This is a genomic window from Rubrivirga sp. S365, assembly GCF_032248475.1.
GTDB classification, from domain to species: domain Bacteria; phylum Bacteroidota; class Rhodothermia; order Rhodothermales; family Rubricoccaceae; genus Rubrivirga; species Rubrivirga litoralis.
In genome coordinates this window covers 2,835,692-2,856,377 of the sequence record NZ_JAVTTN010000001.1, presented here as the reverse complement: position 1 = coordinate 2,856,377, position 20,686 = coordinate 2,835,692, and the positions used below count along the sequence as shown (strand labels likewise).

Here is a 20,686-nt window from a genome sequence, read left to right as displayed (position 1 = left end):
GCCCGTGCGCCTGCTGCTCGCCCTCGCCGTCCTCCTCGCCGCGCCCGCCGCCCTCGCCCAGGAGGCGCCGCCGACGCGGGCCGACACCCTCCGCGGCTCGGTCACGCCCGAGCGCGCGTGGTGGGACGTCACGCACTACGACCTCGACGTCCGCCTCGACCCCGAGGCCCGGGCGCTCCAGGGGAGCGTCGGGATCACGTACCGCGTGGTCGGGCCAGCGCGCGAGATGCAGATCGACCTCCAGGAGCCCCTCGTCGTCGACGCCGCCGAGCAGGACGGGCGCCCGCTCGCCGTCCGCCGAGACGGGAACGCCGTGTTTATCGCCCCGGCCGAGCCGCAGGTGCCGGGCGAGCTCCGCACCGTCACCGTCCGCTACCACGGCGCGCCCCGCCCCGCCCCCAACGCGCCGTGGGACGGCGGCTTCGTGTGGGCCGCCGACAGCCTCGGCCGCCCGTGGATCGCGACGGCCGTCCAGGGGCTCGGCGCGAGCGCGTGGTGGCCCGTCAAGGACTCGCAGACCGACGAGCCCGACAGCCAGCGCGTGGCCGTGACGGTTCCCAGCGCCCTCACCGACGTCTCGAACGGGCGCCTCCGGCGCACGACGGACAACGGCGACGGCACGACGACCTACGTCTGGGCCGTCACGAGCCCGATCAACACCTACAACGTGGCCGTCAACGTGGGCCACTACGCGCACTTCGACGACACGTACGAGGGCGAGGGCGGCACGCTCACGCTCGACTACTACCCGCTCGACTACAACGAGGACCGCGCGCGGCGCCAGTTTGCCCAGACCAAGCCCATGCTGGCGTGCTTCGAGCACTGGTTCGGCCCGTTCCCGTGGTACGACGACGGCTTCACGCTCGTCGAGACGCCCTACCTCGGGATGGAGCACCAGAGCGCCGTCGCCTATGGGAACGGCTACGAGAACGGCTACCGCGGGCGCGACCTCTCGGGGACCGGCCGCGGGCTGAGCTGGGACTTCATCCTCGTCCATGAGGCGGCTCACGAGTGGTGGGGCAACAGCGTGACGTCCGAGGACGTGGCCGACATGTGGGTCCACGAGGGGTTCACGGCCTACGCCGAGAACCTGTTCGTCGAGTGCGAGCAGGGCCGCGACGCCGGGGCCGAGTACGTGATCGGGACGCGCGCGAACGTCCTCAACGACCGGCCCGTCGTCGGCCCGTTCGGGGTCGCGCGCGAGGGCTCAGGCGACATGTACTACAAGGGCGCCAACCTGCTGCACACGGTCCGCCAGCTCGTCGGCGACGACGCGCGGTGGCGGGCGGCGCTCCGCGGGCTCCAGGAGACGTTCCGGCACCGGACCGTGACCGGCGCCGAAGTCCGCGCCTACCTCAGCGGGGCGACCGGGCTCGACCTGACGCGCGTGTTCGAGCAGTACCTGGAGACGACGCAGATCCCGACGCTGGAGGTCCGCACGGGCGACGGGACCACCGACTACCGCTGGGCCGACGTGGTGCCGGGCTTCGACATGCCGGTCGAGGTCACGGTCGGCGGTCGCGCGCAGACGCTCCGGCCGACCGAGGCGTGGCAGTCGCTCCCCGATGGCGGGGCGGTCGTGGTGGACCCGGACTACTACGTCGAACTGCGCACGGTGGCGCCGTAGGCGGGGCGGGGTGGCGCGCGCAGGCGGAGCCGCCCCGCTCGGGCGGGGTGGAGAGGGTGACGTTCTCCGCCCCGTCCGTGCCGCTCAGCGCGGCGGGCTTTGCTTCCGTGGAGTGGTCGGCTCGTGCGAGGTCGGGCGGTTCGCTAGACATCTCCGCCGTCATCCCGGACCTGATCCGGGACCGCGCAGCGTCGGCGCAGCCATCCAGGAACTCGGGGCGGGGTGGTCAGCCCTCCTGCACCCCCGCCTGCTCGGGATGAGGCGTCTGGGGGCGTCTGGGCGACCGTCGCCACGTTAGCCCGCCGCCCACGGGTCGGAGCCAGTTGGGCGGGGCGGGGTGGTGTCGTCGCGCGCCGCCCCGCCCGAGTTGAGAATGCTCGCGTCTTGCATCGGTGTCCTCCAGCGCAGAGGCTACAGGAGCGCTCGGAACTCGTCTACCGTCAGGCCCGCCTCGCGAATGATCGAGCGGAGCGTGCCTTTCGCTACCTCCTTGTGGTCCGGGACGACCGCGCGGCGGTGCGGAGCTGCGGACTGGCGGAGGACCATGTGGCTCCCCTTCTGCCGGTCGAACTCGTACCCGAGCTTCGCCAGCGCCTCGGCCACAGCGCGACCCGAAACGACAGGCAGCCGGCCCACGCTAGACCTCGACCATCTCCTCCGTGATGGGCGGCGGGACGGGGTCGCCGTGGTCTTTGAGGCTCTCGACGTACAGCGCGATCGCGTCGCGGACGTTAGCGAGAGCTTCCCCCCGCGTCGCGCCGTCCGCGACGCAGCCGGGGAGGCTGGGCACTGTGGCGACGAAGACGCCGTCTTCGTCCGTCTCGATCAGAACGCGGTACTTCATTGAGCCAAACGGATCGGTTGCGGACGGATGATACAGCGTAGCTCAGTCGGGTAGGAAGGCGTAGCCGCAGTGCGCGATCCACCCGGAGGCGTCCGATGGTGTGACCGCGGAAACGGCTTCGTCGAGCGCGTCGAGCAGCGCGTCCCGGGCGTCGGCCAGCTTCTGCTTGACGATCGCCTTCACCTTCGACCACATCGGCTCGATCGCGTTGAGATCCGGGCTGTACGGCGGCTGCGGGAGCACGCGGGCACCGACGGCCTCAACGAGTGCGATTGCAGCCGGGCTGTGGATCCGGGCGTTGTCCCAGATCACTACGTCGCCCTCCTCCAAGCACGGCACCAGGCTCTCGGCCACGAACGCCTCGAAGTGGGGGGCCTTGACGGACCCCTCGTGTGCCCGCACCGACCCGCACGTCGCGGCCATCCACCCGATGAGGTTGACCCGCTTGCCGACCCGGAAAGGGGCGACCTCGACGCACCGCGTGCCGATGGGCGCGAACCCGTACGCCGACCGCGCGCCGATCTGAATCCCCGACTCGTCGACGAAAACCAACCGCTCGGCTGGGATCGCCGCGACCTCCGCCAAGAACGCCTCGCGCTTGGCGACCACATCCGGGCGGAAGCGCTGGGAGGCGATCATGGACTTTTTTTTCGGGTGACCCGCCACAGACCCAGCATCCGCTGGACGGTCTGGCGGCTGATGGCGCGTCCGGTGTCGGCCTCGAACCGGCGGGCGATGGTCGCGTGCGGCATCGAAGGGTTCTCGGCGAGGTACCCGTCGAAGAGCGGGCGGTCGTCGTCGGTCACGAGCGGGGTATGGCCACCGCCGTGGGGCCGAGGCTCGACGGACCCCTGAATGCGGTCGAGGTGGCGGAGCCGGTGGACGGTCGAGACGGAGACGCCGAAGCGGGCGGCGACGACGGGGGCAGTGGCCGAGCGGGCGGCGTCGAGGACGCGGCGACGGAGGTCGACGGAGAGCGGGGCGGGCATGGCCGAAGCTACCCTGTCAACCCGGGATGGCTTCGCTGTATGACGCGGCGCTCGGCATTGAAATTGGCGGACACCTCGTCAGCCAGCTCTTCTACCAGCTCATCCGAATCGTCCACCCAACCTCCTAGCACCAAGTCGGTTAAGTCGTAGACCAACTCGGTATCCGATGGAACGGTATCGACCGCAAGCCGGAGAAAGTGCCGATACTCATGCCCGGGGAATCCGTACCAGTTATTGGTAAGCACGTATCTATGCAGGGGAGATAGCGAGGCAGATCGGTCGTAAGGGTTCGCCCGATGAAGTGACTCGGCCTCAATATCACGCACCGTCTCTTGCCACTGGTCCAGCGTAATCTGTCGGAGAACTGAAAGGGTTTCAGCATACAGATCACCATATGAGTCACGGCGACTCCACTCCTCAAGCCTGTCAACCTCAGCACTTCGCCCAACTTCGAACCCCTTCTCAGCGACTGATCGGGTGAAGCCCAACAACTCAAGACGGTCTCTTACGACCGGGACAGTGCAAGCATACTGGATCAGTGTGATTGGGTCGTTCTCCTCACCCTCGTCCACCTCGCCGTACAATCCGCACTCACCCAAGGTGGTCTCGACAAGCCGCTTGTCAGACTCTTGGAAAAGGCTCAAGAGGTAGGGGTCATACCCATTCTTTACCGATCCCAAGCTGAGCGCTCCAAGTTTTATTTCAGAATAGCTACCCATAAAAGAGCCCTGACCGAGGGCAACGGTCTCGGAGCATGCGGCAGAACTAGAACTTCAGCTGACTGTGCGGGCGGTGGCGGAGAAGCACAAGACGCAGCCACCACCCCGCCCCGCCCTACTCCACCGCCACCGCCTCCGTCGCGATCGACACGCGCATGTCGAGGGCCGAGGCCGCCGAGGCCACGGCCGCCAGCCCGGCGATCGACGCGCTGCTGTCGGCGTAGACCGCCAGCGCCTCGCGGTCGCCGCGGACGGCGGCGATAGCCGTCGCGAGGCTGTCGCGGGCCGTCTGCTGCTCGTCGACGAAGAAGGCGCCGTCGCCGTCGATCGTGATGGCCACGTACTGCTGTTCGAGCGGGGCGGCCGAGGCCACGTCCGGGAGGTCGACGCGGAGCCCGTTCTGCGTCACGAACGAGCTCGTGAGCAGGAAGAAGATGAGCAGCAGCAGGACGATGTCCGTCAGCGAGGCGAGGCTGAACGCCGTGATCGGCTTGCGGCCGGACGAGAAGTCGAAGGAGGCCATCGGCTAGGGCGCGACCGCGCGCGGCGGGGCGGGGCGGCGGTCGCCGGCCGGCGTCTGGAGGAGGTCGATAAAGTCGGACGAGGCCCGCTCGAGCCCGTTGACGAGGCGCCCGATGCGGCTCACGAGGAGGTTGTAGGCGAACAGCGCCACGAGCCCGACCGCGAGCCCGGCCGCCGTCGTGATGAGGGCCTCCCAGATGCCGCCGGCGAGCGCGGCCGGGCTCGCCAGCCCTTCGAGGCGCTGGATGTCCTGGAACGCCGCGATCATGCCCGTCACCGTGCCCAGAAACCCGAGCATCGGGGCGATGGCGGCGACCGATGCTAGCAGGTCCATCCGCTTTTCGAGCGCGTACGTCTCGCGCCGCCCCGCCTCCTGGACGGCCTCCTTGATCTCGCCGATCGGCCGGCCCAGCCGGTCGAGCCCGCGCTGGACGATCCGCGCGGCCGGCGTGTCCTGGGAGCGGCAGAACGCCTTCGCCCCGCTCACGTCGCCGGCCTCGACGTAGTCGGCGACGGTCCGCGTGAGCGTCTCGGGATCGCCCTGCGCCCGGCGCAGCGCGCGGACCCGCTCCCACACGATCGCCACCATGAGCACGGACAGGAGCAGGATGAACACCATCGTCCACCCGCCGAGCAGGAGCAGGCGGACGCCGCCCGTGAGCGAGTCGAAAAAGGACGGCTCGGCGGCGGGCGCAGTGGCTACGGCGAGCGTGTCGGCCAGGCGGACCGAGTCGGCGACGGCCGTCTGGAGGGCGAGGGGGAGCATGGAGGCCCGGGCGGGGCGGGGCTAGAGGGTGCGGAGGGAGAGCGCCCAGGTTTCGGGCGGGGCTTGGGGCGGGAGCCGGTCGCGGAGGCGGAGCGCCTGCGACCGCGACCGGAACTGGCCCACGGCGACGCGGTGGAACTCGCTCCCCGAGGGCGGGGCGAGGAGCGCGGTTTTGTATCCGGCCTCCTGGTAGCCCCGGCGGATGGCGTCGGCGTCGTCGCGGATCTGGAGCGAGACGACGACGAACGTCCACGTGTCGCGGTCGTCGGGGTCGACGGTGCCGCCGGTGAGCGCGGCGCGGTCGTCGGCGTCGAGGCCGCCGAGCTGGGGCGGGGCCACGTTCACGGCCGGGATCGACCGCGCGGGCGGCCGCGCAGGCGCCGCCCCGCCCGGAACGCGCGGCGGCTGGCCTCCGGGCGCCGCCGCCGCGGGCGGGGCGGGGTCGACGGCGGAATCGGCGTCGTCGTCGGGAGCGGGCGCCGCGGCGTTTCCGGGCACGCCCTGCGCGTTGTCGCGGCGCGGCGCGGCGCGGGAAGCTGGCGGGGCGGCCGAGACGACGGTCGGCTCGGCCTGCGCGACGTCGGTCGCGGCGGTCGGCGGCGCGTCCGGTCCGCGCGAAGTCGCCCACCACGCGAGCGCGGCGACGCCGAGGAGCACGACGGCGGCCACGATCCACCACGGGAACGAGCGCTCGGGCGGGGCGGCAGCGGTCGGCCGCCCCGCCCCGCCCCGGAGCGCCTCGACGGGCGGGGCGACGGCCGGGCCGGCGGCTCCGGGCGGCTTCGCAGGCGGGCCGACGCGGTCGACGGGCACCCGCCGCGGCCGCTCGGGTGCGGACGCCTCGGTCGGTGCGGCGTCCGTCTCGGTGGGCGGGGTGGCGGGTGGCTCGCTGGCCGTCTCGGCGGTCGGGACGGGCTCCGCCCCGCCCTCGTCGCTGGAAGGCGCTGCGGCGCTGGAGAGGGGCGCCGGGTCGTCGCTGAGGGGCGCCGCGGCGGCCGTTCCCAGCGACGCCCACGCCGCGGGCGTCGGGGCGTTGTCGTCGTGGCCCGCCCCGCCCGGATCGGCCGCCCCGCCCAGGTCGTCGGGTGCGGCGTCGGCGTCGAGCGCGGGGTCGTGTTCGGGCGGGGTGGGGGGGAGGACGTCGGCGAGCGATTCGCCCTCGGGAACGCCGAAGGGGACGGCGAGCGTCTCGTCGTCGGCCTCGTCTCCTGCGGCCTCGTCTTCCGCGGCCTCGGGAGTGCGGGGCGGGGCGGCGTCTTGATCGGCGTCGGCCTCGTCGGCCTCCGTCATGCCGTGTCCGAGCGCGTCGTCTCCGAGCGCGTCGTCTGCCGCCTCGTCGGCGGGCGGCGCGTCCTCCGGCGGGGCGAGCGAGCCCCAGCCGAGGCCGGGCGGGGCGGCGGCCGGGGCGGCGTCGGGCGGGTGGGGGAGGAGGTCGTCGAGGTCGAGCGTCGAAAAGTCCTCGTCCTCGTCGGCGTCCTCCTCCTCGGGGGCGGGCTCGTCGTCGTCCCACTCCGCCGCGGGCGGGTCCTCACCCCAGTCGAACGGGGACGCGTCGGGCGGGGCGGCGTCCGCCTCGCTGTCCGACGCGTCGCCCGCGTCGTCGTGGGGCGGGGCGGGCTCGGCCACCGCCCCGCCCGCCGGCCGCGCCTCGATGGGGGCGAGCCCGTCGTACGCCTGGTTGACGGCGTCGAGGAGCGACGACTCGACGCCGAGCACGACGCCGCGGCTCGTCCGCCGCAGCAGGCCGATGCCGTGGAGGCGGGCCTCGCCGGTCGTCGCGAGCCGGGCCTCGACCTGGTCTACGGCGTCGGCCAGCGCGCCCTCGGCGTCGCCGGGCGGGAGGCCGAGCGCGCGCGCGAACGCCGCCGCGATGGGCTCGGCCGTCTCGTCGGCGCCGGCCAGCCCGATCGTCTCGCCGGGCGGGAGGATCGTGCGCGAGCCGTCCGCGTGCTCCTCGACGCGCGCCGACACGTGCTGGCGGACGAGCGTGCCGAGGCCGGGGAGCGGGGCGGGCCGGCCGGTCACGAGCCGCTCACGGAGGGCGGCGGCGAGGGCGTCGATCGGTGTCACGGGGCGTGCGGGTGCGGGGAGGGCAAGCTACGGGGCGGCGTCAGCGGGCGAGGCGGAGCCCGAGCATGACGGCGAACGGGGGCCGCGGGAAGCCTGGCCAGCGCTCGGCCTCGCCGACGAGCCGCTCGGCCCGCAGCGTGACCGAGAACGGGTCGTAGACGTCGTAGCGGGCGTCGAGCGAGACGAGCCCCCACGCCGAGGCGTCGTCGCCGCCGATCCGCTGCGTGGGCCGCGGCCCCTCGCCGTAGGCGGCCAGCCCGACGCGCCCGCGCGGGAACGGGACCTGGACGCCGGCCCGCCCCACGAACGGGGCGTAGAACGGGACCGAGTCGCCGTCGTCCGTCCGCGCGTAGCGGTACTCGACGCCGGCCGACGCCTCCGCCCCGCCCGGGGCCGTCGCCACGAGGTCGGCGCCGGCGCCGTAGACCGTCGCCTCGACGTAGTCCTCAGCGTAGAGCGCGTCGCCGCCCCGCTCGAAGACGAGGAGCGTGGGCGCGTAGAGCCCGATCCCGAACGCCCGCGCGCGAAACGGGCCGCGCCCGACCTCGACGCCGGCGCGGGCGTCGACCGGGAGCACGTCGGGGACCACGAGCGGGTCGGGCGCGACGAACGGGTTGAGCGCGGCGAGGTCGGAGAGCGACCGAGCGGCCAGGCGCGGCGTGTTCGTCGCGAACGCCGTCATGCCGCGGAGCGGGAGCGTCAGGTCGATGATCGGCCCGACCGAGACGCTGTTGCCGCCGCCGTCGCCGTCGTAGCCCAGCACGCGGGCGCCGACGACTAGCGACGCCCCGCCCCGCCCGAGCGCGACGGCGGCCCCGGCCGACCCATACTGGACGTCCGCCCCGCCCGAGCCCGGGCTGGCCGTCCCGCCGGCGGCGTCGAGGCGGACGCGGTCGTCCAGGAAACCGGCCCGTGCGAGCGCCTCGAAGCGCCCCTCGGTCGCCTCCTCGTCCCCGTCGGTCCGCGCCAGCCGCGACTGCTCGAACCGGACCTCGGCGTCGTAGCGGACGGCCCCGAACCCTTCCACGCCGACCTCGGCGCCCAGCGAGCGGCGCGAGCGGCGTCCGAACTCGGCGGTCGCCGGCGTCGAGTAGCGGTCGAGGACCGCGTGCCCCTCGATGCGCACGCGGCCCGGTGCGAACGAGTGCCCCCCCGCCCGCACCGCGAACGCGTCCTCGCCGACCCGCTGGTCGAACCCGACGTCGCCGCCCGGAATCCCGTCGTAGTCGGCGTCGACGAAGAAGGCGCCCGCGGCCCCGGTCGCCGCGAGGTCGGCGCGCCCGTAGCGGGCGACGTGGGATCCTACGCCGCCCTCGACGCGGAACGTGTTCGGCTCGCGGGCCGAGAGCGCCGGCTCGGGCGGGGCGTCGAGGACGTAGACCGGGAGCGCGTCGAGGTCGGGCGCGAACGGCCGCGTGGCCGGCTCGCGCTCGGCCGGCACCACGTACGTCCGCGGCGGCGGCCCAAAGCCCGAGAGCGGCTGGCGCTCGATGTCCGGGAGGCTCACGCGGACGGTCCCCCGGCTCTCGAATACGCGCGGCGTGAGGCTGGGGAGCCGCTCGTCGTCCGGCGTCTGCGCCGCCGCGAGGGCGGGGAGGAGGAAGGGAAGCAGGAGGAGAGCCGCCCCCAACCGCCCCGCCCGGAGGAGAGCGCCCGTAGGGACACGACTCGTCGCGTCCGCCGCGGGCGGGGCGGGCACGGCGGACTGCGACGGCGCCGCCCCGCCCGTCTGGGCGGAGGGCGGGGTGGGGGGCAGGGTCCTGGCAGGCGAGAACGCGCGCATGGCTCAGAGGGCGGGGTCGGGGAGGCGGGCGCCGGCGAGGAGGGCGCGCTCGAACGCAGTCCGGGCGGGGCGGTCGGCGAACGCGCCGTCGGGGAGCCACACGACCTCGCTGGGGAACAGCTCGACGAGGACGCCCTCGTCGCGGGGCTCGGCGGCGTGGAGCGCGTCGAGCCGGTAGGCCGCGTGCGAGACGCCCTCGACGTCGACCACGAGGTCGGCCTCGGTCACGCGCGCCGTCACGGCGCGGCCGATGTCCGACCGCCCCGCCCCGGCCGCGCGGGCGCGGCGGCGCGCCAGCGTCGGGTAGAGCGCGGCGACGACGGCGAAGTAGCCGGCGGCGACGAAGAACAGCCCGCCCCCGCCGACGAACCACCACCACGCGAGGGCGGCCGCGAGCGTGATGACGGCGTAGCCGGCCAGCCGCGTCTGCGCCGTCCGGCGGCGCTCGCGCGTGCCGTGCAGGACCGTCTCGGCGAACACGTCGCGGGTCATGACGAACCGGGCAGTGGGGGCCTCGGGGGGGCGGGGCGGCGTCGGGGTCACGGGGCGCCGCCGTCCTCGCCGTCGACGGGGGGCGGGGCGGGGGCGAGCTCGGGGCGGGCGCGGAGCACGGCGCGGGCGGCGGCCGACTCGGGGTAGCGCTCGACGAGCGTGCGGAGCCGGTCGTCGCCCTCCTCGGGGCGGCTGAGCGCGTCGAGCGCCGTCGCTTCGAGGCGGAGCGCGGCGGCGACGCGCTCGGTGTCGGCGGGGTAGGCCGCGGCAAAGCCTGCGGCGACGGCCCGCGCGTCCTCGGCGTCGCCGGACGCCAGGAGCGCGTCGGCCAGCTGGAGCTGGGCCTCGGGCGCGAGCGCGCTCTCGGGGAACCGCGTGAGCAGGCGCCGGAGCGCGCGCGCGGCGTCGGCCGCGTCGCCGGCGGCGCGGTACGCCCCGCCCAGCGCGAGCAGCGCGTCGGTCTCGACCTCGGGCGGCGGGCCGCTCTGGAGGAGCCCCTCGAGCTGCGCCACCGCCAGCGAGTCGCGGCCGGCCGCCAGCGACGACTGCGCCCGCGACAGGCGAATTCTCGCGCGCGCGGCGGGGTCGGTGACGCGGGCCTCGGCCGCCGCGACCGCCGCGTCGACCTCGCCGCCCCGCCCCTGCTCGCCGAGCGCGAATGCGAGCCCGTCGAGCGCGTCGGTCACGAGCGGCGAGCCCGGGTAGCGGTCGAGGACGGTCCGGTAGGCGGCCTCGGCGTCGGCGTACCGCTCCTGGTTGAGGCGGACGTCGGCGACGCCCAGGAGCGCGCGCGCGGCGGCCGGGTCCTGCGGCCGCTCGCTCAGCACGCGCTCGTAGTCCGCGACGGCCGGGTCGTAGTCGCCGCGCGCGGCCAGGAGCGCGCCCCGCGCCACGAGCGCCTGCGCGTACAGCTCGGACTGCGGGTACTTGGTGAGGAGCCGGGCGTAGGCGGCGAGGGCGCTGTCGGTCTGCCCCTCGCTCCCGAACGCCTGCGCCGTCTGGTAGAGCGCGTAGTCGCCGCCCTGGCGCTCGGACGTGGCCGCGGGCACGCGGGCGTAGACCTGGCGGGCGTCGTCGTAGCGGCCGAGCGCGTAGTAGGCGTCGCCCAGGCGGAGCAGGGCGTCGGCGTAGTAGGGGACCGACTCGGCGCTCCGCGAGTAGGCCGAGAGGAACCGCTCGAAGCCGGTCGCGGCGGCGTCGTAATCGCGGCGCTTAAAGTGGGTCCACGCCAGCACGTACCGCCCCGCCGTCGCCTGGCGGTGGTCGGGGTAGCGCGCGAGAAAGTCGACCAGAATGGTCTCGGCGCGGGCGTACTCGCCGGCCTGAAACGCCGCCTCGCCGGCCCAAAACAGGGCCTCACCCGCGCGCGGCCCCGCCGGGTCCGCCTCGGCCACGGCGAGCAGCGCGGGGACGGCGCCGACGTAGTCGCGCGTGCGGAACCGGGCGTAGGCGTCCTGGAACGCGACCTCGGCCCGCGTCTCCGCCGAGGCCGTCCCCAGGTTTTCGGCCTGGGCGAACGCCTCGCGAGCGCGGGCGGCGTCGCCGAGCGCGGCGTAGGCCTCGCCGAGCATCCGGGCGGCCTCGCCGGCGTACGGGCTCTGCGGGTACTCCGCGAGGAGCCGGTCGAAGGCGCCCGCGGCGTCCGTGTAGCGGCGGCGCTCGTAGCGGAGCAGGCCGAGCTCGAGGAGCGCGGCGTCGGCGTAGGCGCCGTCTGGGCGGTCCTCGGCGGCGGCAAAGGCGGCCTCGGCGTCGGCCAGTTCGCCGAGCTGCTTGAGCGCGAGGCCCTGGTAGTAGGCCGCCTCGTGGGCGACGGCGTCGGCCGCCCCGCCCGGTGCGCCTTCCAAGGCCGCCCCGCCCGCGCGCGCGGCGGCGAGGGCGTCGGCCGCCCGCTGCCAGTCGCCGTCGGCGTAGGCCGCGCGGCCCTCGGCGAGCCGCGCGCGGCGGCCGTAGCGGCTGGCGTCGGGGACGGCCGCGAGCGCGGCCTCGGCCGCGTCCATCTGGCCCAGGCGCACGCGCGTCTCGCCGGCCAGGAGCGCCGCGCGCTCGGCGTCGTCGCCGGCGAGGGCGGGGCGCCGGGCCTCGGCCTCGGCGGCGGCCTCGTCGAGCCGCCCCGCCCGGAGGTACGCCTCGGCCAGCCCCAGGCGGACCGCCGCGTTCTCGGGGGCCGTCGGGTAGCGGTCGCGCAGCCCTTCGAAGGCGGCCGCCGCTCCGCCCCAGTCGCCGGCCTCGACGCGCGTCGTGCCCAGCGCGTAGAGCGCGGCCGGCGCCGTCGGCGTGTCGAGCGCGGCGGCCTGCGCGAAGGCGGCCTCGGCGGCGGCCGGGCGCCCCTGGCGGATCGCCGTCTGGCCCAGGAGATACGCGGCCTCGGCCTCCAGCGCGGGCGGGGCGGGGCGGGCGAGCGCGGCCTGGAGCGCGTCCTCGGCCTGGTCGTACGCGCCCGACGCGTAGTAGTAGCGGCCCAGCGCCAGCCGCGCGTCGGCGGCGAACGGGCTGGCGGGGTAGTCGGTCTCGAACCGGGCGAACAGGTCGGCCGCGCCGCGGCCGTCGCGCGACGCCAGCGCGGACTCGGCTTGGAGGTACAACGCCTCGGCAGCGCGAGGGCTCTCGGGGTACCGCTCGCGGAAGGCCTCGAACGCCCGCGCGGACGACTCGTAGAGCGCGCCGTCGAACAGGGCGCGGGCCTCGTCGAACGCCTCGGCCGCCCGCGCCGGGTCGGGCGCGACGAGCCGCCCCGCCGTCTGGGCGTAGGCGGGCGGGGTGGCGACGGCGCCGCACGCGAGCGCGGCGGCGAGCCACCGGGTGGCGAACCACCGGGGACGGGACGGGGGCGCGGGCCGACGCGGCGCGCGCAGAGACCGGAGGGGCATGGGGGGACGACGTCCGGCGAAGGGGCGCAATCTACGCGACCGCCGGCCCCACCGTCCCTGCGCCACCCCGCCCCCGAACGAATCGTGCGTGCGCGGAGGCCGGGGCGGGGCGGCCGCTCTTGACGCCCTCTCCGCCCGAGGCGCGGGCGGGCTAGAAACAAAGGGGGGGCGGGGCGTCGTACCTACGCTCTTTCCCTCTCTTCCCCAGAGCGCCCCGCGCGCCCCTTCTCCCCAGACTCCATCAGACTCATGGCCGACGACTCCACCAAGAACACCCCGCCCGCCGGGACCCCGGGCAACGCCGCCAAGGGCAACGCTGCCAAGAGCGACACCGCTACGGGCGGTAGCGCTACGGGCGGCACCACGGGCGATGCCCCGGCCCTCCCCGACGCCACCATCGAGCCCGTCGCGCAGGAGGCGGCCACGGCGTCGAGCCCGACCCGCCCCCCGCTCCCGGCCGACTACGAGATGCCGGACGACTACGCCGACCAGGACTGGGTGACGAAGACGAAGTCGTGGGTCGAGGAGCACCCCGGGCTCGCGATCCTCGCGGCGACCGGGATCGGCCTGCTCGCCGGCCGCGTCGTGACGGCCCTGCTCCCCGACCCCGAGCCCACGCTCGCCGACCGCGTCGAGAAAAAGGCCAAGGTGTACAAGAAGGAGGCCGCCAAGCGCCGGAAGCAGTACAAGAAGGAGGCCGAGGCCTTTAAGAAGGACGCCGAGAAAAAGGCCAAGAAGTACCGGAAGTCGGCCAAAAAGGAGATCGCCTCCTTCCGCAAGGACCCCGAGGACTACATTGAGGACGTCGGCGACTCGCTCGAGGACAGCCTCCAGCGCGCGGCCAAGCTGCTCCGCCACTCGGCCGACGAGGCCGGCGACACGCTCGAGGACGGCTACGAGCGGAGCAAGGACTTTGTCGACCACGTCTCGGACGCCGTCAAGGTGGCGCTCTCGGGCGTCGTCGCGGCCAAGGTCGACGACTGGGTCAGCAAGGCCCGCCACTAGCCGGTTCGAGGGCTTCGGCCCGTCCGGTCCCGCGGGGGCGCTCCAGGTCCGGGGCGCCCCCGCTGTCGTGGGGACCACCCCGCCCGGCGCCACCCCGCCCTGCACGCGATGTTCGCCGGCCGAGGGCGGGGCGGTCGGGGCGCCCGCGTAGTTTGGCGCCTGCCCCTCCCGCTTCCCCATCCCGCCCGTCCCATGAGCATCCTCGTCGTCGGGACCGTCGCCTACGACACCGTCGAGACCCCGTTCGGCCGCGCCGACCGCGTGCTCGGCGGGTCCGCCACCTACGCCTCGCTCGCCGCCCGCGTGCTCGGGGCCGACGTCGAGCTCAACGCGGTCGTCGGCGGCGACTTCGCCGAGGCCCACGTCGATGCCCTCCGCGACCGCGGCGTCGGGCTCGACGGGCTCGTCCGCGACGAGGCTGGCAAGACGTTTTTCTGGGAGGGGCGCTACGGCCACGACCTGTCGTCGCGCGACACGCTCACGACCGACCTCAACGTGCTCGCCACGTTCGAGCCCGACCTGCCGGCCTCGCTCCGGGCGCCCGAGATCGTGTGCCTGGGCAACCTCGACCCGGTCATCCAGGGCGCCGTCATCGACCAGACCGCGGCGGCCGCCCCGCTCGTCGTGGCCGACACCATGAACTTCTGGATCGAGAGCGCGCCCGAGGCCCTCGCCGAGACGATCGCGCGCGTCGACGTGCTGCTCGTCAACGAGGAGGAGGCCCGGCAGCTCGCCGACACCCCGAGCCTGGTCAAGGCGGCCCGCGACATCCGCGCGATGGGGCCGCGGACGGTCGTCATCAAGAAGGGCGAGCACGGGGCGCTCCTGTTCTGCGACGACGACGTGTTCGCCGCCCCGGCCTACCTCCTGGAGACCGTGGCCGACCCGACCGGGGCCGGCGACACGTTCCTCGGCGGGTTCGCGGGCCACCTCGCGCGGAGCGGGGCGCGCTCGTCCGAGGCCATGCGGCAGGCGGTCGTCGTGGGCTCGGCGCTCGCCTCGTTCGTCGTCGAGTCGTTCGGGCCGGACCGGCTGCTCGAGACCACGTCCGACGACCTCGACGGGCGCCTCGAAGCGTTCCAGCGCCTGGCGTCGGTCCCCGCCCTCGTCTTTTAGAGACGGTTTGGTAGGCAACGTCAAGTCTCCTCCCCCCAGCGGGGGGAGGCAGGGAGGGGGGACCCAGGGTGGCCGCCCCGCCCGCGACGGCCGCCGCGCGGTTCGTGTTGCGTGTCCGAGGCCGGCGCAACACGCTATGCCACCACCCGCCGACTCGTCACGTCGGGTTTGGCGCTGCGCTAGCCGGAGCACGAGGCGCGCGACACGCCCCGCCCCGTCCGCTACGCTCGGGTCGTCGGGCTAAAGCGGTCGAACAGGACGGCCTGGGCCTCGAACACCCACTGGTTCAGGATCATGTCCTCGGAGACGCTGGCCGCCTCGCTCAGCCGCTGCGCCGCGCCCGGTCCGATCCGCGCCACGTCGTCCAGCGTGAGGATCCCCGCCTTGTAGAGGGCGGCCTGCGTGCGCGCGTCGACCGACCCGATGACCGTCAGGTCCTCGGCCCCCTCGGGGCGCGGCCCGTCGACGTCCGCCCCGCCCGCGCGGTCGGCCCGCGCGATCCACGCCGCGTCGCCGTCGGGTCGCGGGGCGGCGAAGGACATGGGCGTGAAGATGTCGAGGTCGGACGGGTCGGGGAGCCCGTCTCCTGCCGCGTCGGGCGGGGCGGATTCGGGGGCGGCCGGGGGCACGAGCTGCGAGAGGTCGAGGCGGTCGATCGGGGGCGGGTCGTCCGGGAGGGCGGCGGCCTCGGGCAGGGCGGCAGCGGGCGGGGCGGCGCCGTCGCCCGACGTCCCGGCGCTGGCCGGCTCGTGCGGGGGGAGGGCGGCCCGGGCGGGCGCCGCGCCCATCCGTATCGTCTCGATCTGGTGGCGGATCTGCTCCATCTCCGCGTCGCGCCGGCGGACCTCGTGGCGGAACTCGTTGCGGAGGCCGCCGACCGCGTGGGACTGCTCGTCCATCGTCTCGCGGACGCCCTCGAGCTTCTGGGCCAGCAGTTGCCGCTGCGTCTCGCCCTGGTGGCGCTGCTCGACGAGCGACTGCTCCATCTGCGCCCCGATCGCGCGGAGCTCGCCGACGAGTGCGTCGCCGGCCGGGGCGGGGCGGTCCCACCGGCGGCCGCGGGCGACGGCCAGGGCGGCCCCGACGACGGCGGCGGCGAGGACCACCGCCGCGGCGGCCACCGTGACGAACAGGCTCGCGGCAAGGGGGAGGGTGAGCTCAGGCATCGGTCGCGGGAGCGCGGGGCGGGGGCGCCCGGGTCAGGGGGAGATAAGGACCCGCCGGGGGGTAGATCGGTAACCGCCGAGGCCGGCGGGCGGGCGGTCTGGGCGGGAGGCGTGCCGGGGCGGAGTCGGGCAAGCGCCGTGCCGCCCCGCCCGTCCGCGCGGCGCGCGATCTTAGCGGCCTCACCCCGCCCCGCCCCGATGTCGCTCTCCACCGTCCGCCTTGTCAACGCCGTGTTCTACGCGCACCACGGGGTCATGGAGGAGGAGCACCGGATCGGCGGGCGCTACGAGGTCGACGTTGCGATGACGCTCGACGTGGGGCCGGCGGCTGAGACCGACGACCTCTCGAAGACGGTCGACTACGAGCGGGTCTACGCCCTCGTCCGCGACGTGGTGACGGGCCGGCCGGCCTACCTCATCGAGCGCGTCGCGTGGCAGATCGCCGAGGCCGTCGTCGCGGCGTATCCCGCCCTCGCCGCCGTCGAGGCGACGGTCCGCAAGCCGAACCCGCCCGTCGGCGGGCCGTGCGACCGGGCCGAGGTCACGGTCCGGCGCGAGGGCCGCGCGCCGGGCTCGGCCGGCGCGGCACCGGGCGGCGCGGCGCAGGGTGGGTCGGCGCGGGCGGGGCGGTGAGCGCGGACCGCCTGCTGGACCGGCCGGTCGACGTCTACGTGGGCCTGGGCTCGAACGTGGGCGACCGGCTGGCGGCGCTCCGCGCGGCTGTCGCGGTCCTGGACGGGCACGCCGAGACGGCCGTCGAGGCGGCGAGCCCGGTCTACGAGACCGAGGCCCACGTGCTCCCGGGCGCCCCGCCGCAGCGCGACCACCTCAACGCCGCCGTCCGCGTCCGCTCGCGGCTGCGCCCCGAGGCGTTCCTCCGCGAGGTTGCCCAGGCCGCCGAGCGCCGGGCGGGGCGGGACCCCGACGCCGCGCCCTGGTCGCCCCGCCCGCTCGACGTCGACGTCCTCCTCTACGGCGCCCTCGTGATCCCGGGCGGGGCGGGGAAGGGAGAGGCGGCCGCCCCGCTCGTGGTCCCGCACCCGCGGCTCGCCGCGCGCCGGTTCGTGCTCCGCCCCCTCGCCGACCTCGCCCCCGACCTCGCGGTGCCCGGCCTGGGCGCGACCGTCGCCGAGCTCCTGGCGGCGACGCCGGACCGCTCGCGCGTCGACCGCACGGCGCTCGTGCTCGGATAGAGGGCGCCTGGGCGGGGCCGGCCGCCTCAGTCGAGGGGCGCGGCCTCGCCCCCCGGCCCTCCGAACGACCAGAGCGGGTACGGGTGCGGCACATGGACGCCGAGCGCGGTCAGGAGCACGCCCAGCTCGCCGCGGTGGTAGACGAGCGGGGCCATCCCGAAGGCGCGGACGGCGTTCCCGCGCGGCATCGTGGCGACGGCCACCCCGCCCCGCTCCAGCTGCCACGGGGCGCGGAGCGAGGCGGCCGTCGCGCGAGCGGCGGCCTCGGCGGCGGCCCGGGCGTTCGCGCCGTAGGTCGCGTCCGCCTCCCGGAGCGGGCCGGCCTCGGGCGCGGCGGGCTCCAGGCCGAGCTCGACGGCGTCGAGCGCGAAGACGAGCTCGAGCCGCGCGACGACCTGGGCCAGCCGCCACGCGAGCGTCCGGGGCGAGGCGACGCCCGGGTGCGGCGTCCAGTCGGCCGAGGCCTCGGGGATGAGCCGGATGAGCCCGCCCACTTTCCCGACCTCCGCGAGCACCTCGCCGACGAGGGCTGGGCGCGGCCCGTCCGGCTCGCTGGCCGGGGCCGGGCGGGGCGGCCGGGCTTCGGGGTCCGGCGACCACGCGACGATGTCGGCAAAGGGGATCGTGACGCGGCCGTTCTGGATCGACCACCACACGCCCTGGGGCCAGTCCGCCGTGAAGGCCACGACGAACTGGGCCTGGTGGTCGGCCCCGTACCGGGTCAGGACGCGGACCGTCTGGTCTCGTCGGGGGACGGCGGCGGCCGTGTCGTGCCAGCCGGGCGGGACGGTCGGGCGGGGCGGTAGGCCAGTGGGGCGGGGCGGGGCGGCGGTCATGGGGAGTGGTGGCGGGGAGGCGCTCGGGCGAGTCTGTCCCGACCTTTCGGCCACCCCGCCCCCCACGTTAAATGAGCCCCCGCCCGCCCGCGCTTCCCTCCCACCTCGGCTACGTCGCCGTCGAGGGCGTCATCGGCGCGGGCAAGACGACGCTCGCGCGGATGCTCGCCGAGCGGGCCGGCGGGCGCCTCGTCCTAGAGGAGTTCGAGGACAACCCGTTCCTCGGCACGTTCTACGAGGACCGCGACCGCTGGGCGTTCCAGACGCAGCTCGCGTTCCTGGCCAGCCGGTTCCGCCAGCAGAAGGCGCTCGCCGCCCGCGACCTGTTCGCCCCGCACGTCGTCGCGGACTACACGTTCGACAAGGACCGGATCTTCGCCCACGTCACGCTCTCCGGCGACGAGCTCCGGCTCTACGAGTCGCTCTATGGGCTCATGGAGCCGGCCGCGCCGGTCCCCGACCTCGTCGTCTACCTCCGCTCGTCGGTCGACCGGCTCCTCCACAACGTAGCCCTCCGGGGCCGGGTGTACGAGGCGGGCATGGACCGCGACTACCTCGCCGAGCTGTCCGAGGCCTACGACCGCTACTTTTTCCACTACACGAAGAGCCCGCTCCTCATCGTCGACGCGAGCCGGATCGACTTCGTCGGGGAGCCGGCCACGTTCGAGGAGCTCGTCCGCCAGGTGGCGTCGGTGCGCGGGGGCACGTCGTACTTCAACCCGCCCCGCACGATGCAGCTGGCGTTCTAGGCTCGGGGAAAGGGGAAAGGGGAAAGGGGAAAGGGGAAAGGGGAAAGGGGAAAGGGGAAAGGGGAAAGGGGAAAGGGGAGCGCGTGGGCGGGGTGGCGCCGGTTTTGTTCCGCCCCGCCTGTTCACACCTGGGCGGGGCGGTGACAGGCGAGGCCGACGTCAATTGGAGGCAGCGGCAGTCCCCCTCCTGGCCAGGAGGGGCTAGGGGTGGTGGACGACGCGAGCAGCGCCGCACGACCAGGCGCCGCCCCGCCCGCGGCCGTGCCGCCGTCGCGTTCTGCGGGCGGCGTGCCGTCCTCCAATGCGGACACCACGCGTGGTGTCCCTACGAATCCGCCGTGCCCACCCCGCCCACGGGCGAACGGCCGTCGCCCTACGGTACCCGCCGCCCGCGGCATGGGCGGGGCGGTCGTCTTCCCCCCACTGCCCGCCCCTCCCGGAACGCGGCGTGAATCCGGGCGGGGCGGGGTGGCACGGTGTGTGTTGCCCGTAGCTTTGCCCGAGACGCTGGCCCCATGCCCTCCCCCTGGACGCACCCGCTCTCCGCCTTCGCGGACCTGCCGCCCCGGCCCGCCGGCCGCTGAGCCTCTCGTTTCCGGGAGGCTTTTTTTGTGTCTCCCCGTTCTACCGACCGCCCCCGCCTTTACCGCCTGCCCATGCCTGAGACCCCCGACCGCCCCGCCGGCGCGCCGCCCGCGCCGGCCAAGCTGGCCCTCGAAGACGGCACCGTCGTCACCGGCACCGCCGTCGGCGCGCGCGGCGAGACGACCGGCGAGCTGTGCTTCAACACGTCGATGAGCGGGTACCAGGAGATCCTGACCGACCCGAGCTACGCTGGGCAGCTCATGATGATGACCTACCCGCACATCGGCAACTACGGCGCCTTCGAGGCGGCGACCGAGGCCGACCGCCCGCACGTGGCGGGCCTCGTCGTGCGGGAGTTCTCGCGCCACCCGTCGAACAGCCGGATGGAGGAGACGCTCGACGCCTACATGGCGCGCCACGGGCTCGTCGGGATCTCGGGCGTCGACACGCGGCGGCTCGTCCGCCACATCCGCGAGCGCGGCGTGATGAACGCGGTCGTCTCGTCGGTCGACCTCGACGACGACTCGCTCGTCGCCAAGGCCAAGGCGGCGCCGAGCATGGAGGGGCTGGAGCTGGCCAGCGGCGTCTCGACGGACGCGCCCTACGACGTGCCCGCCGAGAGTGGACCGCACGCCGGCCAGACGCACGCCGGCGCGGCGTCGAACGGGCGGGGCGGGGCGGGGCGGCCGCACCGCGTGGCCGTCTACGACTACGGCGTCAAGCGCCACATCCTGCGGTCGTTCGCCGGGCTGGGCTGCGACGTCCGCGTGTTCCCGGCCGGCACGCCGCTCGCCGACGTGATGGCGTGGGAGCCCGACGGCGTGTTCCTCTCGAACGGGCCGGGCGACCCCCGCGCCATGCCCGAGGCCGTCGAGACGGCCCGCGGCGTGATCGCGACGGGCACGCCGACCTTCGGGATCTGCCTCGGCCACCAGCTCCTGGCCCTCGCCGAAGGGCTGGAGGTGTTCAAGATGAAGGTGGGCCACCGCGGCGCCAACCACCCGGTCCTCAACCTGGAAACGGGCCGCGTCGAGATCTCGACGCAGAACCACGGGTTCGCCGTGCGCGACGCGGGCCTGGACGGCGTGGCTGAGGTCGACCACCGGAACCTCAACGACGACACGGTCGAGGGGCTGCGCTTTCTCCGCTTCCCCGGCTTCTCGGTCCAGTACCACCCCGAGGCGTGCCCCGGCCCGCACGACAGCCGCTACCTGTTCGAGCAGTTCGTGCGGCTCATGGACGGGAAGCCGCTCGACGAGCCGGCCGTGCCCGCGCCGTCCGCCGCGCCGACCGAGGCGCCCTCTAGTGTCGGATAGCCGCCCCGCCCCGCCCGACCCGCGCGGGCGCATCCGCAAGA

Annotated in this window: 20 protein-coding genes; 7 read left to right on the top strand and 13 right to left on the bottom strand. The window is 75.0% G+C overall.

Annotation, left to right across the window (positions count from 1 at the left end; all coding sequences use genetic code 11):
- Positions 1 to 4 precede the first annotated feature (4 nt).
- Positions 5 to 1,627: a M1 family metallopeptidase gene (locus tag RQM47_RS12565; RefSeq protein WP_311665023.1), complete on the top strand. Its 1,623-nt coding sequence runs from the start codon at positions 5 to 7 to the stop codon at positions 1,625 to 1,627.
- Positions 1,628 to 2,038: 411 nt separating this feature from the next.
- Here RQM47_RS12565 and RQM47_RS12560 read toward each other — a convergent pair whose 3' ends face one another.
- From RQM47_RS12560 to RQM47_RS12510, 11 genes are all read right to left on the bottom strand, one after another.
- Positions 2,039 to 2,263, bottom strand: coding sequence for a type II toxin-antitoxin system HicA family toxin (locus RQM47_RS12560; protein WP_349256331.1), 225 nt, complete (start codon positions 2,261 to 2,263; stop codon positions 2,039 to 2,041).
- 1 nt (position 2,264) lies between these two features.
- Positions 2,265 to 2,471 (bottom strand): type II toxin-antitoxin system HicB family antitoxin, encoded by a 207-nt coding sequence (locus RQM47_RS12555; protein WP_314009215.1) that lies wholly within the window; start codon positions 2,469 to 2,471, stop codon positions 2,265 to 2,267.
- 42 nt (positions 2,472 to 2,513) lie between these two features.
- The gene (locus tag RQM47_RS12550; protein WP_311666088.1) at positions 2,514 to 3,110 is read right to left on the bottom strand and encodes a transposase; all 597 of its coding nucleotides are present in this window, start codon (positions 3,108 to 3,110) and stop codon (positions 2,514 to 2,516) included.
- Positions 3,107 to 3,460, bottom strand: a complete 354-nt coding sequence (locus RQM47_RS12545) for a helix-turn-helix domain-containing protein (protein ID WP_311666090.1) — start codon at positions 3,458 to 3,460, stop codon at positions 3,107 to 3,109. The genes RQM47_RS12550 and RQM47_RS12545 overlap by 4 nt, the downstream gene beginning before the upstream one ends.
- Positions 3,461 to 3,468: 8 nt before the next feature.
- The gene (locus RQM47_RS12540; RefSeq protein WP_314009214.1) at positions 3,469 to 4,179 is read right to left on the bottom strand and encodes a HEPN/Toprim-associated domain-containing protein; all 711 of its coding nucleotides are present in this window, start codon (positions 4,177 to 4,179) and stop codon (positions 3,469 to 3,471) included.
- A 115-nt stretch (positions 4,180 to 4,294) separates the two neighbouring features.
- Complete coding sequence (locus RQM47_RS12535) at positions 4,295 to 4,702, bottom strand: ExbD/TolR family protein (RefSeq protein ID WP_311665305.1); 408 nt, start codon at positions 4,700 to 4,702, stop codon at positions 4,295 to 4,297.
- A gap of 3 nt (positions 4,703 to 4,705) precedes the next feature.
- On the bottom strand, positions 4,706 to 5,467 hold the full coding sequence (locus tag RQM47_RS12530) for a MotA/TolQ/ExbB proton channel family protein (RefSeq protein ID WP_311665303.1): 762 nt from the start codon (positions 5,465 to 5,467) through the stop codon (positions 4,706 to 4,708).
- A 21-nt stretch (positions 5,468 to 5,488) separates the two neighbouring features.
- On the bottom strand, positions 5,489 to 7,537 hold the full coding sequence (locus RQM47_RS12525; RefSeq protein ID WP_311665301.1) for an SPOR domain-containing protein: 2,049 nt from the start codon (positions 7,535 to 7,537) through the stop codon (positions 5,489 to 5,491).
- 40 nt (positions 7,538 to 7,577) lie between these two features.
- A complete protein-coding gene (locus RQM47_RS12520) occupies positions 7,578 to 9,320 on the bottom strand; it encodes a hypothetical protein (protein WP_311665298.1) in 1,743 nt (580 codons plus the stop codon).
- Positions 9,321 to 9,323: 3 nt separating this feature from the next.
- Positions 9,324 to 9,812, bottom strand: coding sequence for a hypothetical protein (locus tag RQM47_RS12515; RefSeq protein ID WP_311665296.1), 489 nt, complete (start codon positions 9,810 to 9,812; stop codon positions 9,324 to 9,326).
- Between the two features lie 47 nt (positions 9,813 to 9,859).
- Entirely contained in the window at positions 9,860 to 12,679 is a 2,820-nt protein-coding gene (locus RQM47_RS12510) for a tetratricopeptide repeat protein (protein WP_314009213.1), read from the bottom strand.
- Positions 12,680 to 12,928: 249 nt separating this feature from the next.
- Between RQM47_RS12510 and RQM47_RS12505 the strand changes: the two genes are divergently transcribed.
- Together RQM47_RS12505 and RQM47_RS12500 are read left to right on the top strand one after the other, a co-directional pair.
- Positions 12,929 to 13,684: a hypothetical protein gene (locus tag RQM47_RS12505; protein ID WP_311665291.1), complete on the top strand. Its 756-nt coding sequence runs from the start codon at positions 12,929 to 12,931 to the stop codon at positions 13,682 to 13,684.
- A gap of 192 nt (positions 13,685 to 13,876) precedes the next feature.
- Positions 13,877 to 14,800 (top strand): PfkB family carbohydrate kinase, encoded by a 924-nt coding sequence (locus tag RQM47_RS12500; RefSeq protein ID WP_311665289.1) that lies wholly within the window; start codon positions 13,877 to 13,879, stop codon positions 14,798 to 14,800.
- Positions 14,801 to 15,021: 221 nt separating this feature from the next.
- Here the strand turns inward: RQM47_RS12500 and RQM47_RS12495 are convergent, their stop codons facing one another.
- Complete coding sequence (locus RQM47_RS12495) at positions 15,022 to 15,966, bottom strand: hypothetical protein (RefSeq protein ID WP_311665287.1); 945 nt, start codon at positions 15,964 to 15,966, stop codon at positions 15,022 to 15,024.
- A gap of 198 nt (positions 15,967 to 16,164) precedes the next feature.
- Between RQM47_RS12495 and folB the strand changes: the two genes are divergently transcribed.
- On the top strand, positions 16,165 to 16,599 hold the full coding sequence (gene folB / locus RQM47_RS12490) for a dihydroneopterin aldolase (RefSeq protein ID WP_311665285.1): 435 nt from the start codon (positions 16,165 to 16,167) through the stop codon (positions 16,597 to 16,599).
- Positions 16,596 to 17,159 (top strand): 2-amino-4-hydroxy-6-hydroxymethyldihydropteridine diphosphokinase, encoded by a 564-nt coding sequence (gene folK / locus RQM47_RS12485; protein ID WP_311665283.1) that lies wholly within the window; start codon positions 16,596 to 16,598, stop codon positions 17,157 to 17,159. Before folB ends, folK begins: the two co-directional genes overlap by 4 nt.
- A gap of 26 nt (positions 17,160 to 17,185) precedes the next feature.
- On the opposite strand, the gene RQM47_RS12480 is transcribed toward folK, so the two are convergent.
- Positions 17,186 to 17,995 carry a hypothetical protein gene (locus tag RQM47_RS12480; protein ID WP_314009212.1) on the bottom strand — a complete coding sequence of 270 codons (810 nt, stop codon included), beginning with the start codon at positions 17,993 to 17,995 and terminating at the stop codon, positions 17,186 to 17,188.
- Between the two features lie 71 nt (positions 17,996 to 18,066).
- Here RQM47_RS12480 and RQM47_RS12475 point away from each other — a divergent pair, with 71 nt between their 5' ends.
- Together RQM47_RS12475 and carA are read left to right on the top strand one after the other, a co-directional pair.
- The gene (locus RQM47_RS12475) at positions 18,067 to 18,744 is read left to right on the top strand and encodes a deoxynucleoside kinase (protein ID WP_314009211.1); all 678 of its coding nucleotides are present in this window, start codon (positions 18,067 to 18,069) and stop codon (positions 18,742 to 18,744) included.
- A gap of 656 nt (positions 18,745 to 19,400) precedes the next feature.
- Positions 19,401 to 20,645: a glutamine-hydrolyzing carbamoyl-phosphate synthase small subunit gene (gene carA, locus RQM47_RS12470; RefSeq protein WP_314009210.1), complete on the top strand. Its 1,245-nt coding sequence runs from the start codon at positions 19,401 to 19,403 to the stop codon at positions 20,643 to 20,645.
- Positions 20,646 to 20,686: the final 41 nt, after the last annotated feature.

Coding starts and splice junctions, on each gene's coding strand:
- RQM47_RS12555 (WP_314009215.1), bottom strand. CDS start 2,471: ATGAAGTACCGCGTTCTGATCGAGACGGACGAAGACGGCGTCTTCGTC.
- RQM47_RS12550 (WP_311666088.1), bottom strand. CDS start 3,110: ATGATCGCCTCCCAGCGCTTCCGCCCGGATGTGGTCGCCAAGCGCGAG.
- RQM47_RS12545 (WP_311666090.1), bottom strand. CDS start 3,460: ATGCCCGCCCCGCTCTCCGTCGACCTCCGTCGCCGCGTCCTCGACGCC.
- RQM47_RS12540 (WP_314009214.1), bottom strand. CDS start 4,179: ATGGGTAGCTATTCTGAAATAAAACTTGGAGCGCTCAGCTTGGGATCG.
- RQM47_RS12535 (WP_311665305.1), bottom strand. CDS start 4,702: ATGGCCTCCTTCGACTTCTCGTCCGGCCGCAAGCCGATCACGGCGTTC.
- RQM47_RS12530 (WP_311665303.1), bottom strand. CDS start 5,467: ATGCTCCCCCTCGCCCTCCAGACGGCCGTCGCCGACTCGGTCCGCCTG.
- RQM47_RS12520 (WP_311665298.1), bottom strand. CDS start 9,320: ATGCGCGCGTTCTCGCCTGCCAGGACCCTGCCCCCCACCCCGCCCTCC.
- RQM47_RS12515 (WP_311665296.1), bottom strand. CDS start 9,812: ATGACCCGCGACGTGTTCGCCGAGACGGTCCTGCACGGCACGCGCGAG.
- RQM47_RS12510 (WP_314009213.1), bottom strand. CDS start 12,679: ATGCCCCTCCGGTCTCTGCGCGCGCCGCGTCGGCCCGCGCCCCCGTCC.
- RQM47_RS12505 (WP_311665291.1), top strand. CDS start 12,929: ATGGCCGACGACTCCACCAAGAACACCCCGCCCGCCGGGACCCCGGGC.
- RQM47_RS12500 (WP_311665289.1), top strand. CDS start 13,877: ATGAGCATCCTCGTCGTCGGGACCGTCGCCTACGACACCGTCGAGACC.
- RQM47_RS12495 (WP_311665287.1), bottom strand. CDS start 15,966: ATGCCTGAGCTCACCCTCCCCCTTGCCGCGAGCCTGTTCGTCACGGTG.
- folB (WP_311665285.1), top strand. CDS start 16,165: ATGTCGCTCTCCACCGTCCGCCTTGTCAACGCCGTGTTCTACGCGCAC.
- RQM47_RS12480 (WP_314009212.1), bottom strand. CDS start 17,995: ATGACCGCCGCCCCGCCCCGCCCCACTGGCCTACCGCCCCGCCCGACC.
- RQM47_RS12475 (WP_314009211.1), top strand. CDS start 18,067: ATGAGCCCCCGCCCGCCCGCGCTTCCCTCCCACCTCGGCTACGTCGCC.
- carA (WP_314009210.1), top strand. CDS start 19,401: ATGCCTGAGACCCCCGACCGCCCCGCCGGCGCGCCGCCCGCGCCGGCC.